Origin of the sequence: Pseudoalteromonas simplex, from assembly GCF_015278155.1 — a bacterium.
In the GTDB taxonomy this organism is placed as follows: domain Bacteria; phylum Pseudomonadota; class Gammaproteobacteria; order Enterobacterales; family Alteromonadaceae; genus Pseudoalteromonas; species Pseudoalteromonas simplex.
The window spans coordinates 243,284-259,498 of sequence record NZ_JADILN010000002.1; the positions used below are offsets into that span (position 1 = coordinate 243,284).

At 40.8% G+C, this 16,215-nt stretch carries 12 protein-coding genes and 2 tRNA genes; all 14 read right to left on the bottom strand.

The window, feature by feature from the left end:
• Positions 1–36 precede the first annotated feature (36 nt).
• Positions 37–2,361 (bottom strand): efflux RND transporter permease subunit, encoded by a 2,325-nt coding sequence (locus IRQ78_RS05005; protein ID WP_194441521.1) that lies wholly within the window; start codon positions 2,359–2,361, stop codon positions 37–39.
• Complete coding sequence (locus IRQ78_RS05010; protein WP_194441522.1) at positions 2,361–3,365, bottom strand: WD40/YVTN/BNR-like repeat-containing protein; 1,005 nt, start codon at positions 3,363–3,365, stop codon at positions 2,361–2,363. The genes IRQ78_RS05005 and IRQ78_RS05010 overlap by 1 nt, the downstream gene beginning before the upstream one ends.
• Before the next feature lie 123 nt (positions 3,366–3,488).
• Positions 3,489–4,853 carry a DUF1329 domain-containing protein gene (locus IRQ78_RS05015; protein ID WP_194441726.1) on the bottom strand — a complete coding sequence of 455 codons (1,365 nt, stop codon included), beginning with the start codon at positions 4,851–4,853 and terminating at the stop codon, positions 3,489–3,491.
• Positions 4,854–4,865: 12 nt separating this feature from the next.
• The gene (locus IRQ78_RS05020; protein ID WP_054551392.1) at positions 4,866–6,950 is read right to left on the bottom strand and encodes a DUF1302 domain-containing protein; all 2,085 of its coding nucleotides are present in this window, start codon (positions 6,948–6,950) and stop codon (positions 4,866–4,868) included.
• Positions 6,951–7,247: 297 nt separating this feature from the next.
• Complete coding sequence (locus IRQ78_RS05025) at positions 7,248–7,469, bottom strand: DUF2835 domain-containing protein (protein WP_082389168.1); 222 nt, start codon at positions 7,467–7,469, stop codon at positions 7,248–7,250.
• A complete protein-coding gene (pepN, locus tag IRQ78_RS05030) occupies positions 7,469–10,063 on the bottom strand; it encodes an aminopeptidase N (protein ID WP_194441523.1) in 2,595 nt (864 codons plus the stop codon). The genes IRQ78_RS05025 and pepN overlap by 1 nt, the downstream gene beginning before the upstream one ends.
• A gap of 41 nt (positions 10,064–10,104) precedes the next feature.
• On the bottom strand, positions 10,105–11,586 hold the full coding sequence (gene nhaC, locus IRQ78_RS05035; protein WP_194441524.1) for a Na+/H+ antiporter NhaC: 1,482 nt from the start codon (positions 11,584–11,586) through the stop codon (positions 10,105–10,107).
• Between the two features lie 178 nt (positions 11,587–11,764).
• Positions 11,765–13,789, bottom strand: coding sequence for a carboxy terminal-processing peptidase (gene prc / locus IRQ78_RS05040; RefSeq protein ID WP_054561591.1), 2,025 nt, complete (start codon positions 13,787–13,789; stop codon positions 11,765–11,767).
• A gap of 27 nt (positions 13,790–13,816) precedes the next feature.
• Positions 13,817–14,467, bottom strand: a complete 651-nt coding sequence (gene proQ / locus IRQ78_RS05045; protein ID WP_054551396.1) for an RNA chaperone ProQ — start codon at positions 14,465–14,467, stop codon at positions 13,817–13,819.
• 14 nt (positions 14,468–14,481) lie between these two features.
• Complete coding sequence (locus tag IRQ78_RS05050) at positions 14,482–14,760, bottom strand: hypothetical protein (protein WP_063705577.1); 279 nt, start codon at positions 14,758–14,760, stop codon at positions 14,482–14,484.
• Positions 14,757–15,218: a GAF domain-containing protein gene (locus tag IRQ78_RS05055; protein WP_063705580.1), complete on the bottom strand. Its 462-nt coding sequence runs from the start codon at positions 15,216–15,218 to the stop codon at positions 14,757–14,759. Before IRQ78_RS05055 ends, IRQ78_RS05050 begins: the two co-directional genes overlap by 4 nt.
• A 125-nt stretch (positions 15,219–15,343) precedes the next feature.
• A complete protein-coding gene (locus IRQ78_RS05060) occupies positions 15,344–15,739 on the bottom strand; it encodes a hypothetical protein (protein ID WP_194441525.1) in 396 nt (131 codons plus the stop codon).
• A 153-nt stretch (positions 15,740–15,892) separates the two neighbouring features.
• Positions 15,893–15,983: transfer RNA gene (locus IRQ78_RS05065), tRNA-Ser, on the bottom strand.
• A 41-nt stretch (positions 15,984–16,024) separates the two neighbouring features.
• Positions 16,025–16,115: transfer RNA gene (locus IRQ78_RS05070), tRNA-Ser, on the bottom strand.
• Positions 16,116–16,215: the final 100 nt, after the last annotated feature.

The following is a 16,215-nucleotide window of genomic DNA, read 5'->3' on the forward strand; positions in this document are numbered from 1 at the left end:
GCCATTACTGGCCATATCGGAGCACAATTATTCACATTATTTTTTCTGGTCAGTCCAGAGGAAGCTACCAATTGCAGGTAAAAGTAGTACTGCACCCAACATGTTAACCAAAAACATGAAGGTTAAAAGAATACCCATATCCACTTGGAACTTCAGATCAGAGAAAATCCATGTGCTAACACCAATGGCTAAGGTAATACCTGTGAACAGCACTGCACTACCTCGCTCTGCTAATGCATTACGATAAGCCACTTCCAGTGCCACACCTTGTTTTAGCTGCCCCACCATTGATGAAAGTATGTAAATCCCGTAATCGACACCAATACCAACACCTAAAGCGATAACTGGTAATGTCGACACTGTTAAACCTATTTCAAGTTGTACCATCAACGCTTGCGCTAAGGTTGATACGATGTACAGAGGTAATACAACCGCGACCGTTGCCTTCACACTTCTAAAGCTAATTAAGCATAGCAGGATTACGGCGCCGTAAACGTAAAGCATCATAGGTAGCTGTGCAGCTGATACCGATTCGTTCGTTGCGGCCATAACACCGACAGGGCCTGACGCTAGCTTAAACTTTAATTCATCGGTTTCTTCTGCCTTAGCAAACTCTTTAACTTTCGCTACCACATGATCAATCGTTTCTGCTTTGTGGTCATTTAAGAAAATAATCACTGGCATTACTGAGCAGTTACCATCGAGTAAACCTGAGCTTGTTTCAACCCGTGAAGTAGCTTGCACTAAACTTGCCGTATTGCGCGGCAGGCTTTGCCATTTTAAGTTCCCTTCGTTAAAGCCGGCATTAACTGACTGTGCAACTGAGCTTAAGCTCACAGCCGATTGTACCCCGGCAACGTTTTCCATCTGCCATTGGAAACGAATAATACGCTCCATAACATCATGCTCCGTACACGCAGCAGGATACGCTTCTACAATCACTTTTAGGATATCTGAAGAAATAGTGTATTTATCAGAAATCAAAAAGGTGTCTTGGTTATAGCGGGCATCTTGGTGCAAAGATGGCGCACCAGCATGTAAGTCACCAATACGCATTTTGTCAGCTTGCCAGTATCCCACTGCAAATAACACAGCCGTAAAGACGATAATAAAACCTGCCGGTTTACGATCTGTGGCTTTTACTAATAGCTCACGTAACTTGTCTAGTAGATTTGGTTTGTCTGTGTGAGTACCTGCTTGAATATGCACAGAGCCTTCAAAGCGCATGTACGATGCCCAAACAGGTAATAAAATTAAATTAGTGAAAATAATTACCGCTACACCCAAACTTGCTGTGATAGCAAGTTCACGAATAATACCAATATCAATGGTGAGTAAGGTTAAAAAACCAATTGTGTCTGATAGCAGCGCGATACCACCTGGGATCAGAAGTGCTCTAAAGCTTGCCTGACAGCAAACCCGAGTTGAACTACCCGTAGACACTTTTTTGCCGATGTCATTGATCATTTGCACGCCATGGCTTACACCAATCGCAAACACTAAAAACGGCACTAAAATTGACATAGGATCTAAACCGAAGCCTAAGCTTGAAAGCAAGCCTAACTGCCAAACAACGGCAATGATTGAACAGGCAATCGGTAAAATTGTCAGTTTTAAAGAGTGGCAGAACAGCCAAACCATCACAAATGTGAAAGCAATGGCAATAGCAAAGAATAGCAGTACGCCCTTAGCGCCCTCTGCGACATCCCCTGCCATTTTGGCAAAACCGATAATATGAATACTAACCTTGTCAGTACTGAGCGGTTCACGAACTTGCGTTTCTAGCTTTTCTGCAAATGCTAAAGTGTCGAGTTTTTCTTGCGTTTGTGGATCAGTCTCGAGTAGCTGAGCGGTTACCATTGCACACGAATAGTCACTGGCAATCATGCGACCAACGACTTTTGCTTTTTCGATGTTTTCTTTTACAACCGCAAGACCACGTTTATCAGCAGTGAAGTTTGCCGGAATAATTGGACCGCCAGCAAAACCATCTTCAACTACTTCAACAAAACGCGCACTCGGTGCGAAGATTGAATTAACTAACGGGCGATTTACACCTGGAATAAAGTAAAGCTGATCATGAACTGCTTTAAGTTGGGTGAAAAATTCCTCATTAAAAATATCACCATCTGCATCACAGACTGAAATTAAAATGCTGTTAGCTCCGCCAAACTGTTTTTCATGTTTGGTGTAAACTTTCATGTAGTCATGATTAAGCGGAATATTTTTATTAAACGACGCGTCTAATTGAATTTGTGTTGCTTTGAATAATAAGAAACAAGTGATCAAAGCAAAGGAAATAATTGCGAATAAGCGATGACGAAACACCGCTCTTTCTAAAATATCTAAAAAACCACGCATTACGGATTCAACTCCTTCACTTTAATGCCATTTTCTGAAGCCATAATTAGTTTGTCTTGAAACACAACACCATCAAGTAACGATTTACCATCGGCCATTTGTTGTTCTGATAATTGGCCATCCTCAATTTGGAATATCACCCCGCTATTGGCAAATAATAACCACTGGTTGTTGTATTTAATCGCGCTATTTACGGTTGCATAATTGTCGTGTGGTATTTGTTGCCACTGTTCGCTGCCTGCTTGGCGAGTGAAAATGTTGCCTCGAAGGCCTGCAACTAGGTCTTCCCCACCTTGATCCGCAGTTGACGCAAACGTAAAGAAAGAGCCCATATATATCTCCTCAAGACGCTGCCAGGTTTGACCATTGTCGACACTTTGTGCCATTAAACCCATTTCACCGGCTAGAAATAGACTCTCATCGGTTTTAACGATGCGATTAAAGTGCGGCAGTATTGAAGCAGTTTCAATTTCATAGCCTTCTGGGTCACTGTCTTTTAAATCATTGAGGTATTCACGGTCTTCTTCAAATAACAGGCTATCTAAAAAACGTTTCTGCCAAGTTTGGCCACCATCGTTAGTTTCATAAAACATTCCATATGCACCGACTGCATACCCTTGTTTGTCTGTAGTAAATAAAATGTCTAAACATGGCTTATCCATGTTTGGTAATGATTGCTGTAATTGCCACGTTTTACCTGCATCTACGGTATTGATGATGGTAGCATCATGGCCGCATGCCCAACCTAAATCGCTATTATAAAAATCAACGGCTGTTAGCAGCACTTGAGTAGGCACACTGGCTTGTTGCCAGGTTTGAGCGTCTGTACTTGTGATAACCACACCGTGTTTGCCAACTGCAATGAGATTTGGGCCAGCTAGTTCAATGTCGGTGAGAAGAGTTCTGTTTGCGTTAACAGCGCTAATGGCTTGTTGTGGCATAGGCATGTCTTGAGCAAAACATGAAGCACTATAAGCAAGACAGGCATAAAGCAAATACTTCATAAAGATAAATCGCCTTCGAAAAAATAAAAAGAGAAGTCAAAAAAGTCACTGGGAAACCTAATGCGTGTACTGATGACTTACGCGAATTGCAAAAGGCACCTGGAGTCAGGTGCCTTAAATGGATTAACGACCTTCGCGGCGTAATGCGCTTGAAGTAAACTCGTTATCGTTGAATGATTGTGAGAAATCATACATTTTTTCTTGGTTGTCTAAACCAATTGCTAAATAACGACGAGAGTTAAGGTCATGATAAACTTCTAACGTACTCCAATGAGTTGGTACTTCATAGTAGTTAAGACCATGCGCCATCGCTACACGATACATTTGATCACGGTTATCATAGATATCCGCTACATGTACTTGCCAGCTATCCTCGTCAATATAAAAGACACGTTTCTTATAAATATGACGCGTGCCCTCTTTTAGGTTCGCTTCAACCACCCAAACACGGTGTTTTTCATAACGAACATGCTCAGGGTTGATATGACCTGCTTGTAGAATATCATCGTAGCTTAGTTTGTCGCTGTGAAGCTTGTAGCTGTTATAAGGAATATAAAGCTCTTGCTTACCTTTTAATGTCCAGTTGTAACGATTCGGAGAACCATTGAACATATCAAAGTCATCAGTCGTACGTAAGCTATCAGCGGCTGTTCCCGGTGCATCGTAGGCAACATTTGGAGCACGACGAACACGACGCTGGCCTGAATTGTATGTCCATGCTTGGCGTGGTGTTAAAATTTGGTCCATCGTTTCATGTACTAATAACGCAGTACCGGCAAGACGAGCAGGCTCAGTTACCTTTTGCTTAAACTTAAACAAGATATTAGATTCTTGAAGCTTCTCAGGTGTTGCTTCAGGTGATGAGTACTCAACTAAAAGTTGCTCATCAAAACCTACATAGTTATATGAACCAGAGGCTGTCGGTGCAGCTTGACCACCAGAACGTTCAATTGATAGGCCACGGAATCGCAACAAGTGGTTCCAAATAGCTTCTAAACCATCTTTAGGAATTGGGAAAGGTACACCCACAGCGGTATTTTTAATACCGTTACCACCTTCAACTAATTCAGCTGTCGTCGCATATTTTTTAGTTGCATCATATACAAACTGTGGATATGACGCACTACGACGGGTTGGGTAAATGTTCATTTTGAACGTATCAGGATAGGTATTGAATAATTCAATTTGACCTGGGCTCAAGTAGTCTTTGTACTGGGCAACGTTCGATTTATCAATCGTGAATAAAATTTTATCATCAGCATATGGATCTGGATGGTGCATACCCGGTTTGTAACTTGCTGGCGGTGTTGTGATACCACCGTCCCAAGCTGGAATAGAACCGTCTTTATTCGCTGCTTTTTCAGCGCCAATTGGAGTTAAATCACTGCCTAAACGTGCCGCTTCATCAGCGGTAATTTTTGCAAGTACACTTGAGCTTGCGAAAACGCCGCAAAACGCTGCAGCAATGAGGGTAGGTTTTCTAATAATCATAATTTACCCTTAGATTGAATATTTAATATTAAATGAAACATAATCGCGATCAGAGAAAGTATTCGTCGCGCCACCACCCCAGAATGAGTTGTAGCTAAAGTCGAATGACCACGCATTTTGATAATTGAAGTTCATAGTAACACCGAGTGATTTACGGTCTTCAATAAATAAATACATTGGATCTGGTGTAATACCATTCACATCGTGTGAGAAAACAAAACGAGGTGAGAAGTTTACGCCACTAAAAATATTGTAGTAATCACCCTTAGCGATAAGGCGATAGCCCCATGCAGACGCTGTTGGGAATGGGTTTGTTTCAGGACCATTAGACAGACCTAGGTGAAGTGTTGAATAATCATCACTTAATGGGCCTTGCATAATGCCGCTTCGACCAGTACCGGAAACGTTTAAACGGAGCTCGTCATAATCCGGCATATCGTTAATTCTAACGCCACCAACTTCACCAACTACCGCCCAGCTATCAGCACCTAATGATGGACCAAATAAGTGTGTTGCAGTAAATTGTAATTGAGCAGTGTTACGAAGAATAAATCCTTGTGCTACTTCACCAGGACCTACAACGCTAGTTGCATCACCCGGACTCATTTGCGAAATACCTGCAAAATCAGGGCGAATACCTGCAACAGCCAATTGCTCTGGCATACCCGCGTAAAGTAACTCTACGTCATCAATTTGCAGAGGCTCATCTTGACGGAAAGCAAATTCACCAGAAAAAGCCGTTTCACCAATTGATGTATTGAAGCTCAAGCCATAAAGCTTAATGTCTTCTGGGTATTCTAGCTGGCCTTTGGTAAATGCTTGTAAACTAGTTACATTATCTTCAGTGATATCTGTTGTTAATAACATACCGATATCAGCAGCGATTGCCGCATCAGTGAAGTTTGATACCTGGCCTGAAATCACAGGACGACGGCTATGGTAGTTAATGTGGTATAACGCTACTTCAGTATCGTTTAACTCAGGTAAAAACATACCCAAGCGTAAACCGTATTGACCACCATCATCAGGTTCATTTTTACCTGCACCGCCCTTACCTTTCAACGCAACTTTGGTTGGGTAAGCGAGATACATTTGCGACATCATCGCTATGCCTTGTGCTGATGTAGGGTCAACACCTTGCGAGCGAACAATATCATCTAAATTATTTAAGCTTTCTGTTAAGAATGCTAAATCGATATCTGGGTTAGACGTGAAGCCTAATTGAATATTCTGCTGATAGCCATTTTCCGACGCGAAATCGTTCGTCGAAAAGTAAGTACCAGCCGCTGGAAGGCGTGTTTCATGCCATTCATATTGGTAGAAACCTTCTAGCGTTAAGTTATCTGTGATGCCTAGTGATGCCCAAAGCATACCAACAGGTATGAAAGCTTCTTTTAACTCTGCACCTGGCGCTTTTAAACGATCGATATCAACAGGGTTAACGTTAATACCATGAGAAATCAAAGTACTCTCACCCCAGTTCACAACTTGTTGGCCTAAACGAATAGACAGCGGGTTACGGCCTTCATTTAAATCAAAATTTGCCCAAACATAAGCGTCAAGTAAACGTAAATCAGCACATACTTGTTCTTTAGTGTCGTCATCATCACAAGGGTCAACTTTTTTACCCGACGTTGGATTGGTATAAGCAAAGTCACCATCCATTAAGGCAAAATCATAAAAATACATAAAGCGAGTGAAGAAACCAAAGTTATCTTTACTGATAGAAAGCTCATGAGTGCCTTTTAATAACTTTGAAAATGAATCTCCACTATCAAAGTTTAAGTTTCCGGCATCACCATTATTTGAGTAAGCACCTGGTTGGTTCCAAACATCAGCTGAAGAATAAATAGGGTTTAGAGCTGAGTGATAACCCGTCCAATCAAATGATGGATTATTACTTTTACCTATGTGTTGAAAGTCTCGGTCTTCAACACGAATGCTTTGACCATAAGAGAAGTTAGAGTCAAAACGTATGTCAAAGTCACCTAACTCGAAATTAGCCGCGTGCAAAGATGTGCTTGAGAGACCTAGAGTTGCTGCTGCAAGCCCCAAAGCTATTTTGTTTTTAACAAAAAGCGATCGTTTTATCATTGTGTTCATCCCCCTGTAACGGGTTGTTTTGTGATCAAATTGTTGTTTTTAGTATCTTTCTAACGATAGAAGCGAAACAGTAAAATTACAATATAGAACGCGTCTAATCGGTTAATATTTATTTAAAAATGTGACGTTTACGTATTGGTAAGACGTCATACCAGATAATTTATACACGTAAATTAACAATAGAACAAATCGAATTAACAAAAATATAATAAATTTAGCGAATTGGGGATAGATAAAATTAGTGTTTTTTATGAAAAATCATCAAAAAAAGCAGCCGTAGCTGCTTTTTTAACTAATTTTCTCGAGTTTTAAAAACTGATTTTCAGACGTTAATGTCAGCCTAAAGCGCCCTCTTATTCCTAGCGAAGAAATAAAAGGACGCAAATGGTGAGCATCAAAGCGAACTGTCTTGCCACCATCCTCTGTAACTTGCACTGATTTATATTTACCATGGTAATAATCAAGACATTCCGAGTAACTCAGATACAAGGCAAAATAATATTCTGTCATTAACTTTCGAGTGCTTTCTCTACTTTTTCAAACAGATCATCACTAAGGCCATCTAAATCAGCTAAACGTTGCAATTGTGCTTTCATTGCCGCTGAACGATTTTCATCATAGCGTTTCCATGACATAAAAGGTGTCAGCATGCGCGATGCATTTTGCGGGTTAATATCATTTAGTTTCACTAATAAGTCACCTAATAGCTGGTAACCTTCACCATCAGCTCGGTGGAACTGAGTGATATTAAAGTGGCTAAAGCTACCAACCAAAGCACGCACACGGTTAGGATTACCAAAGTCAAAACTTGGGTGATCATAGAGCGCTTTAATATCGCTGATACTCGTTGCTGAATCTTTCATCGCTTGCAGTGCAAACCATTTATCCATAACGAGCACATCATGACGCCATTTTGCATCAAACTCTGTTAAAAGCGTATCACATAGTGAGTGATTTGCTTTTACAACAGCACTTAATGCAGCAAGTGCATTGGTCATATTATTACTGTGGGCAGACTCTTCGATAAGGCCATTAACGTCGCTGTGATTTGTTTTCGCTAAATAGTGTAAACAAAGTTGCTTAAGAGCACGCACTGCAACGGCTGTAGCAGATGTTGAACCATCATCTTCAAGTGAGTTATAACAATTAACCAATGATTCTGTTAGGAAGTTGGCAATTTGCGATTCAAATGCATTTTGAACAGCAATAATGTCATCAACAGGGATGACGGCATATTCTGCTGCAAGAGTATCGTAGCTAGGCAGTTTTAACAGCTCCGCAATCAGCGCAAGGTCACCTTCACGATTATCAACTAGTAGCTTTAATGCCGACAAGATATCATCCGATAAGCAAGCTTCACCACTGGCAATCGCCGCTTTCATTTCATTAGTAAATAAGCGCTGCTGAGCATCCCAACGTGAAAAGTCACTGCGAGCAAAACGCATAATATGTAACAGATCCGCTGCAGATGTATTTTGATTAACGATGCATGGCGCAGAGAAATCTTCTAGTAGCACTGCGACTGGGCGCTGTTTAATGCCCTCGAAAACAAACTGCTGTGTTTTTTCTGTGACATTCAATACCGAATCTTGTGGCTGATTATCAATCACAAGTGGTAGCGATTGCCCTTCACTATCTAAAAGTTCAATAGCAAAAGGAATATGCAGTAAGGCATTGTTAGGCTGATTATCAGGTGCAAACTGCTCAATGCTTAATGTGAAAGTTTGGTTTTGTTCATCATGCGCTTGCTCTACATTGAGCTTAGGTGTACCCGCTTGACTATACCAGCGCTTAAATTGCGTTAAATCAATGCCAGACGCATCACTCATGGCAGCGACAAAATCATCACAAGTAACTGCTTGTCCGTCATGGCGATCGAAATACAATGCCATACCTTGTTGGAACTTTTCTTCTCCAAGTAAGGTGTGCATCATGCGAATAACTTCAGCCCCTTTGTCATACACAGTCACTGTATAAAAGTTATTCATTTCAATGACTTTTTCTGGGCGAATTGGGTGCGCCATCGGCCCTGCATCTTCACTAAACTGGTGAGTACGCATGACTTTAACGGCATCAATACGATTAAGCGCACGTGAACCTAAGTCGCTACTAAACTCTTGGTCACGGAAAACCGTTAAGCCTTCTTTTAACGACAGTTGGAACCAGTCACGGCAAGTCACACGGTTGCCGGTCCAGTTATGGAAGTACTCGTGCCCTACAATAGATTCAATCGTATGGTAATCTTTGTCTGTGGCTGTTTCTTGATTTGCAAGAACACATTTAGAGTTAAAGATATTCAGGCCTTTATTTTCCATTGCGCCCATGTTGAAGAAATCAACGGCAACAATCATGTAAATATCTAAATCGTATTCAAGGTTAAAGCGCTCTTCATCCCATTGCATTGATTTCTTTAAAGAAGTCATGGCATGAGGCGTTTTTGATAAATTACCTTTATCAACAAACAAGGCTAATTCAACTTTTCGTCCAGACTGCGTCGTGTAATGGTCACGTAATACGTCAAAATCACCGGCGACTAATGCAAATAAGTAGCTAGGCTTTTTAAATGGGTCTTGCCATTTTACAAAATGACGACCGTCATCTAAGTTACCTGATTCAATTTGATTACCATTAGACAGCAAGTGAGTGTACTTTTTGTCGGCAATAATGGTTACATCAAAGCTAGCAAGCACGTCTGGGCGGTCAAGGTAATAAGTAATCTTTCTAAAACCTTCTGCCTCACATTGCGTACAGTAAGCACCACCCGACAAGTACAAACCTTCTAACGAGGTATTCGTTTGCGGGTCAATATGGTTTTCAATTTTCAGAATAAAGCTTTCAGGTAAGTTATGAATGATCAGCTTTTCATCTTCAAGCGTGTAATCATCATACGCTTTGTCATCAACCATCAATGAAATTAGCGTTAAATCAACACCATCAAGCAAAAGATCAGCATTGCTTTCATCGGTACGATTGATTGTCATTGTTGACTGCACTGATGTTTTTAAAGGGGCTAATTCGAAGCGTAAATCGATGTGTTGAATTGAGAATTGTGGGGCTTGGTAATCTTTTAAATATTGAGCTTGAGGTTTACTCGTAGCAGACATTACTGACTCCAAATGGCCCTGCTTAGCAGGGCCTAAATAGTTTATTCGGCGTTAGCTTCTTGTTTAAGATGTTTTGGGGTAATACGTAAAATTTTAATACCAAAATAGGCATAAACAACCGCTAAGAATGGATTAATTAAATTAAAGAACGCGTACATTGCATAGTCAAATGGATTGATTAGTAAAACACTTTGCATGTAAGCACCACAGGTATTCCAAGGAATAAGTGGGCTAGTAATTGTGCCACCATCTTCTAATGTGCGAGATAAATTTACAGGCTTTAAACCGCGTTTTTCATATTCGTCTTTAAACATACGTCCAGGAACGACAATCGCGATATATTGGTCAGCTGCAACCGCATTGGTACCAATACACGTTGCAATCGTTGCTGTGATAAGAGAGCCCGTGCTTTTAGCAATTTTTAAGATGCTCTTAACGAACATATCAAGTAAGCCAGTTTTTTCCATGATAGCGCCAAACATCAAGGCCGTCATAATCAGCCAAGTTGTTGTTAACATGCCAGCCATACCACCACCGCTCAATAATGAATCCATTTTTTCATCGCCAGTGTCGATGCTGAAACCATCAAAGAACGTTGTCCAAACTAATTTGAAGTAACCAATTGCTTGGCCTTGTGATGCATCAATTTGGCTATTGATTAAATCAGATTGAAATAACATAGCCCAAATTGCACCTAACACCGCACCAATTGAAATAGCTGGGAAAGCTGGCATCTTACGAATTGCTAAAAACAACAACACCACCAGTGGCACTAGCATTTCAAAACCAATATTAAAGTTTTGCTCTAATAAATTAACGATTTCATCAATACGGCCCGCTTCTGTTGAACCACCGGCATTAAAGCCCATAAAGATAAAAATAAATAACGCAATAATGAAGCTTGGCACCGTAGTCCAAAGCATGTGATGAATATGCTCAAATAAATCAGCCCCAGCCACTGCTGGCGCTAAGTTTGTTGTTTCAGAAAGCGGGCTTAATTTATCACCAAAGTAGGCACCAGAAATGACCGCGCCTGCTGTAACAACTTGTTCAAGACCAAGACCAGTTGCAACACCTAATAACGCCACACCGATAGTCGCAGCTGTGGTCCAAGAGCTACCAATACTCATAGCCACAATGCCACAAATCAAGCAGCTAGCGGCATAGAACCAGCTAGGATTGATAATTTGTAAGCCATAGTAAATTAGAGTGGGTACAGTTCCTGATAACAGCCAAGTACCGATTAAGGCACCCACCATTAACAGTATAATGATTGCTCCAAGGGATAAGGTGATCCCCTCAATCATGGCTTGTTCTAGTTTCTTCCAGGTGTAACCATTTTTTAAGCCAATTAATGCCGCGGTAAATGTAGCGAATAATAAAGCGATTTGGTTAGGACCAGATGATGAGTTATCACCGAATAAATAAACAGCAGCGCCTAGTAGGCACACGAGCACAGTAATTGGGATTAAGGCATCTAAAAAACTGGCCTGTTTAATTGGCTTCTCTTCAATTGAATTCAAAAGATAGTCTCCTACACGTCTTATGTGGCGTGTTTAATTATTATTGTAAGCTTTGAAGCAAAACTTCAGTGGCCTTATGCAGCCAGATTTTGTGATTATACCAATCTAACCTGTTTTAGGTAGCAAAAAAGGCGCTTAAGCGCCTTTTTATTAATCAATATTGCTAATTAATTGCTAATTATTTCTTAGCGATACGACCATATTTTATATAATCTTGGGTGATTAATGCCGCTTCTTCTAAGAAAGGGTCTAGCTCGTCAAGGCTATCAGGTAAATCGTCAAGCTTCTCAACTGGCTTTTCACCAAGGCGAACAAGTCGTTCATTAGCACGTTCTAACGCGCGTTCTTCACCTTCGTCTTTCTCTTTTAGACGCGTCGCTTCAACCAATGAGATAGTCTTACGGTCTTTCTCTTCTTGATAGCGTTTAATGTCAGCAAATACATAGCCAAACTCAGGCTCGTCTGCAATACGGGCATCATGAAGCTTATTAACGTAAGCAATCGCTGGTTTGAGGTTATCAACAGAGTTGTACTTAGCACGTATGATGCTATCCCAAGGTAGCGCGTTGTCTTGTTGACTCTCACCCCACTCTGATGGCTCAATTGCCGATGGGAATGACACATCTGGGATCACGCCTTTGTGCTGTGTGCTTCCGCCGTTAATTCGGTAGAATTTTGCAATGGTATACTGCACGCTACCTAATGGGTGGTCGTATAGGTCATAAGCACGGCCAAGTGGTTTATGCTGCTGTACAGTTCCCTTACCAAAGGTTTGCTCACCAATCACAATTGCACGGCCATAATCTTGCATTGCTGCTGCAAAAATTTCTGAGGCAGACGCACTGTAGCGATCAACTAACACTGTCAGTGGGCCATCGTAAAAAGTGACACCATCACGGTCTTTTTGCTCTTCAATACGATTATTTAGCGTATGAATTTGTACTACAGGACCTTGATCGATAAATAAGCCAGAAAGTTGCGTCGCTTCGTAAAGTGAGCCACCGCCGTTTTGACGTAAATCAATGATGATACCGTCAACTTTGGCTTCTTTTAATTTTGCAATTTCAACTTTAACGTCTTGTGATAGGTTGTTATAGAAACCTGGGATTTCAATCACACCAATTTTGCTGGTTAAGTCTGAATATTTTGCTTCAAATACTTCAGATTTTGCAGCGCGGTCTTCTAAGCGAATTTTATCACGTGTGATTTCAACCACTTTTGGTGTGCCGTGAGCATCTGCCCCTTTTAGATATTGCAGGCGAACTTTTGTCCCTTTAGGGCCTTTGATCAGATCAACTACGTCATCTAAACGCCAGCCAATCACATCAACAAATTCTTCACCTTCTTGGGCAACACCAATGATACGGTCATCTGCTTTAATTTGTTCAGACTTATCAGCCGGGCCGCCAGGTACTAAGCTACGGATTACCGTGTAATCTTCGTCATAACTAAGTACCGCACCAATACCTTCTAATTCAAGATCCATGTCCATCTTGAATTGCTCAGCGCGACGAGGTGATAAATAAGAGGTATGCGCTTCAATGCTTCGTGCGAATGAATTCATCACGATTTGAAAAGCATCTTCACTGTTCGTTTGTACTAAACGCTTTTGTGCATTGTGGTAACGTTTGGTCAAGACTTCTTTAATGCCTTGCCAATCTTTACCAGTCATTTTTAATCGTAAAGCATCGTATTTGACACGCTGACGCCAAAGTTCATCAAGCTCAGCTTGGCTTGTTGCCCAGTTTGCGTCTTCGCGGTCAAACAGATACTCATCTTCTTTATCGAACTTCATTTCGTTTTCAAGTAACGATAAAGAATAGTCATAGCGTTCAAAACGACGTTTTAAACTTAAGTTAAAAATATCAAAGGCAAATCCCAATTTACCTGTCGACAATGCATTATCAAATTGGTCTTTATATTGCTCAAACGAGGCAATGTCAGACGCTAAAAACACATTTTTATTGTAGTCGAGAGATTCAATATAACGATCAAAAACCTTCTCAGATAATTCATCGTTAAATTTAATTGGTTTGTAGTGTGCACGAGTAAATAAGTTTGTCACCCGTTTGCTTGCCGTACTATGTTGGCTTTCTTGCTTGAGTACTGGCAGGTCTTTTTCAGTCAGATTATCTGATGATGCCAGTAATGAACCTGAAAACAGGGCAGCGACTAACGGAATGAGCGTAAACTTTTTACTCATACACAACTCCTTTATTTTTTACAGCTATTAAATGATATACAGGCTGTCTGCTTTGGTCTTAACTTGCATCCCTGTTACTAACTCAACGTGAACTTCATCTTTATTCACTTCAGTAATAACCGCGTTTACAAGTGCTTGGCCAAGTTTAACTTTAACTTTGCTATTAACCTTGACCTCTGAGGCAGGTAAAGGTTCAACTTTTCCTGAACGTTTTGCAGGAGCAGCTTTAGCAGGCTTATTATTTACTTTAGCGCCTTTTTCGCCAGATTTAGCGTGGTGGCCACTATTCTTTTTGTAAGATTTTGTGTCACCGTCTTTACGTGGACGTTGTGGCTTCTTACGCTTTGCCATTTTAGCGCGGCTTTCTTCTAACGCTTTTTGTGCGTGCTCAATGTGCTCTTGTTCTACTTTTTCATCTTGATTACCATCAAGATCGATACGGAACTCAGACTTAGTCACAGCTTCTAAATAGCGCCAGTTTGAGGTGTACTTTCTTAGTGCTTGACGAACCTGAGTTTTACTTACTTTCTCAGAACCTTCAATACGCTCAGCGATATCTTTAAAGATACCTACTTTAAGCGGCTGAATACCGTCTTTTTGTTTAAAACATTGTGGAAATTCTTGGTATAAGAAATCCAATACTTCATTAATATCTTTTAGCTTGTTTGTGGTTTCCATGTTAGAACCTTTTATTACATCTTTTCATCTAATGATGAATCGACATAGTGTGTTACCCAGTCGGTCAACTCTTCGAAGTCCGCTTCAATAAGCGCTAAATCACCACGAAGGTGTTCCCAAATACCATTTATAATTTCATCAATTGATTCACAGTCAAGGTCATCCGGTAGACGATCCCAAGCCATGTGAATCAAGTCGTTGAGCCTTTCGGCAACAACTTCTTCTTCCCCTTCCCAATCACCAACATCAGCAATTGCAAAGAGGTAATCTTGCACATTTAGCAGATCTTTCATTTTAGATTTGCCTCAAAGCATTTTACCAATGCTTCTAAACCAGCTTGATCATCAGCGTCGAATCGCGCAATGCTTGGGCTGTCGATATCAAGTACAGCAAATACTTTACCGTCTTTGAAAATCGGCACAACGACTTCAGAATTCGATGCAGCATCACAGGCAATGTGCCCAGCAAATGCATGAACGTCTTCAACGAGTTGTGTTTGTTGTGTTTGCGCGGCAGTTCCACATACCCCTTTACCTACTGGAATACGGATACATGCAGGATTACCTTGAAACGGCCCTAGCACTAATTCTTCAGGTGAATCCATTAAATAAAAGCCCGCCCAATTGATATCCTCTAAAGAGGTAAATAACAGCGCACTAATATTTGCCATGTTGGCAATAACATTTGATTCACCAGTGATTAGCGACTCAGTTTGTTTAACTAATGACTGGTAAAAATCTTGCTTTTGCATACCAAACTACTTCTTATTAAACATACAGTAGCTAAAGGTACTCTTTGTAGACGACAAATGAAACCTTTTAAGGGCAAAAAAAAACATTTTGCCCTCAATTTCAGTCAGCTTGATTAAATATTCTGCTATTGATGAGAAGATTGTGTTGTAAGGCCCTGTCTTAAACCAAATAAAAACAGTCCTGCAGCCAGAGCAGACATCACAGCATTGACTACAAAAGCCATACCTGTTGTAGCGCTAAGTAAGTAGCTGAAAATAGCGCCACCTAGTAAGCCAAGTGTCAGAACACCTGAATAATTAACCTTTGCATACTTATACATAAGTAAATAACCAGGTACCACAAACGCTGCCATAGTAAGACCTACAATGTGGGCATTGGCGATTGCGCTAACGAATAAGTTAAAGAAAATGTTTAAACCATTTCCTTCAAGTGTAAACGCATAATAAAGGCCTAAGATACAACCGATGATCACAGGCGATAATAAAGAAAGTCCTACACTCTTTGCTAAACGATGTTTCATAAATTCCCTAATGTCACAAAGATAATACGAGAAGTGTTAAGCATGGACTAACTAGTTAAAATGCGAAATATCGACAATAGTCGTAATTTGCAGAACAAATGGAAAAGCACAAGAAAGAAAAAAGCCGCTGAATAAATTCAGCGGCTTCAATGATGGTGGAGAGATAGGGATTTGAACCCTAGAGGGGCTACAAACCCCTGCCGGTTTTCAAGACCGGTGCATTCGACCACTCTGCCATCTCTCCGAATGCGAAAACCTACCCGCTTACGCCAGTAGTAAAAATAATGGTGGAGAGATAGGGATTTGAACCCTAGAGGGGCTACAAACCCCTGCCGGTTTTCAAGACCGGTGCATTCGACCACTCTGCCATCTCTCCGACGGCGTGCATAATAGATAAAGCGGCCGTGCTTGTGAAGCTTTTTTTTCAAAAAACTGTTTAAGTGATTAAAAAACAATTAATTTGCTCAGCATTAGTA

Coding starts and splice junctions, on each gene's coding strand:
- IRQ78_RS05060 (WP_194441525.1), bottom strand. CDS start 15,739: ATGAAACATCGTTTAGCAAAGAGTGTAGGACTTTCTTTATTATCGCCT.
- proQ (WP_054551396.1), bottom strand. CDS start 14,467: ATGGAAACCACAAACAAGCTAAAAGATATTAATGAAGTATTGGATTTC.
- IRQ78_RS05050 (WP_063705577.1), bottom strand. CDS start 14,760: ATGAAAGATCTGCTAAATGTGCAAGATTACCTCTTTGCAATTGCTGAT.
- pepN (WP_194441523.1), bottom strand. CDS start 10,063: ATGTCTGCTACGAGTAAACCTCAAGCTCAATATTTAAAAGATTACCAA.
- IRQ78_RS05005 (WP_194441521.1), bottom strand. CDS start 2,361: ATGCGTGGTTTTTTAGATATTTTAGAAAGAGCGGTGTTTCGTCATCGC.
- IRQ78_RS05020 (WP_054551392.1), bottom strand. CDS start 6,950: ATGATAAAACGATCGCTTTTTGTTAAAAACAAAATAGCTTTGGGGCTT.
- IRQ78_RS05010 (WP_194441522.1), bottom strand. CDS start 3,365: ATGAAGTATTTGCTTTATGCCTGTCTTGCTTATAGTGCTTCATGTTTT.
- IRQ78_RS05025 (WP_082389168.1), bottom strand. CDS start 7,469: ATGACAGAATATTATTTTGCCTTGTATCTGAGTTACTCGGAATGTCTT.
- IRQ78_RS05055 (WP_063705580.1), bottom strand. CDS start 15,218: ATGCAAAAGCAAGATTTTTACCAGTCATTAGTTAAACAAACTGAGTCG.
- prc (WP_054561591.1), bottom strand. CDS start 13,789: ATGAGTAAAAAGTTTACGCTCATTCCGTTAGTCGCTGCCCTGTTTTCA.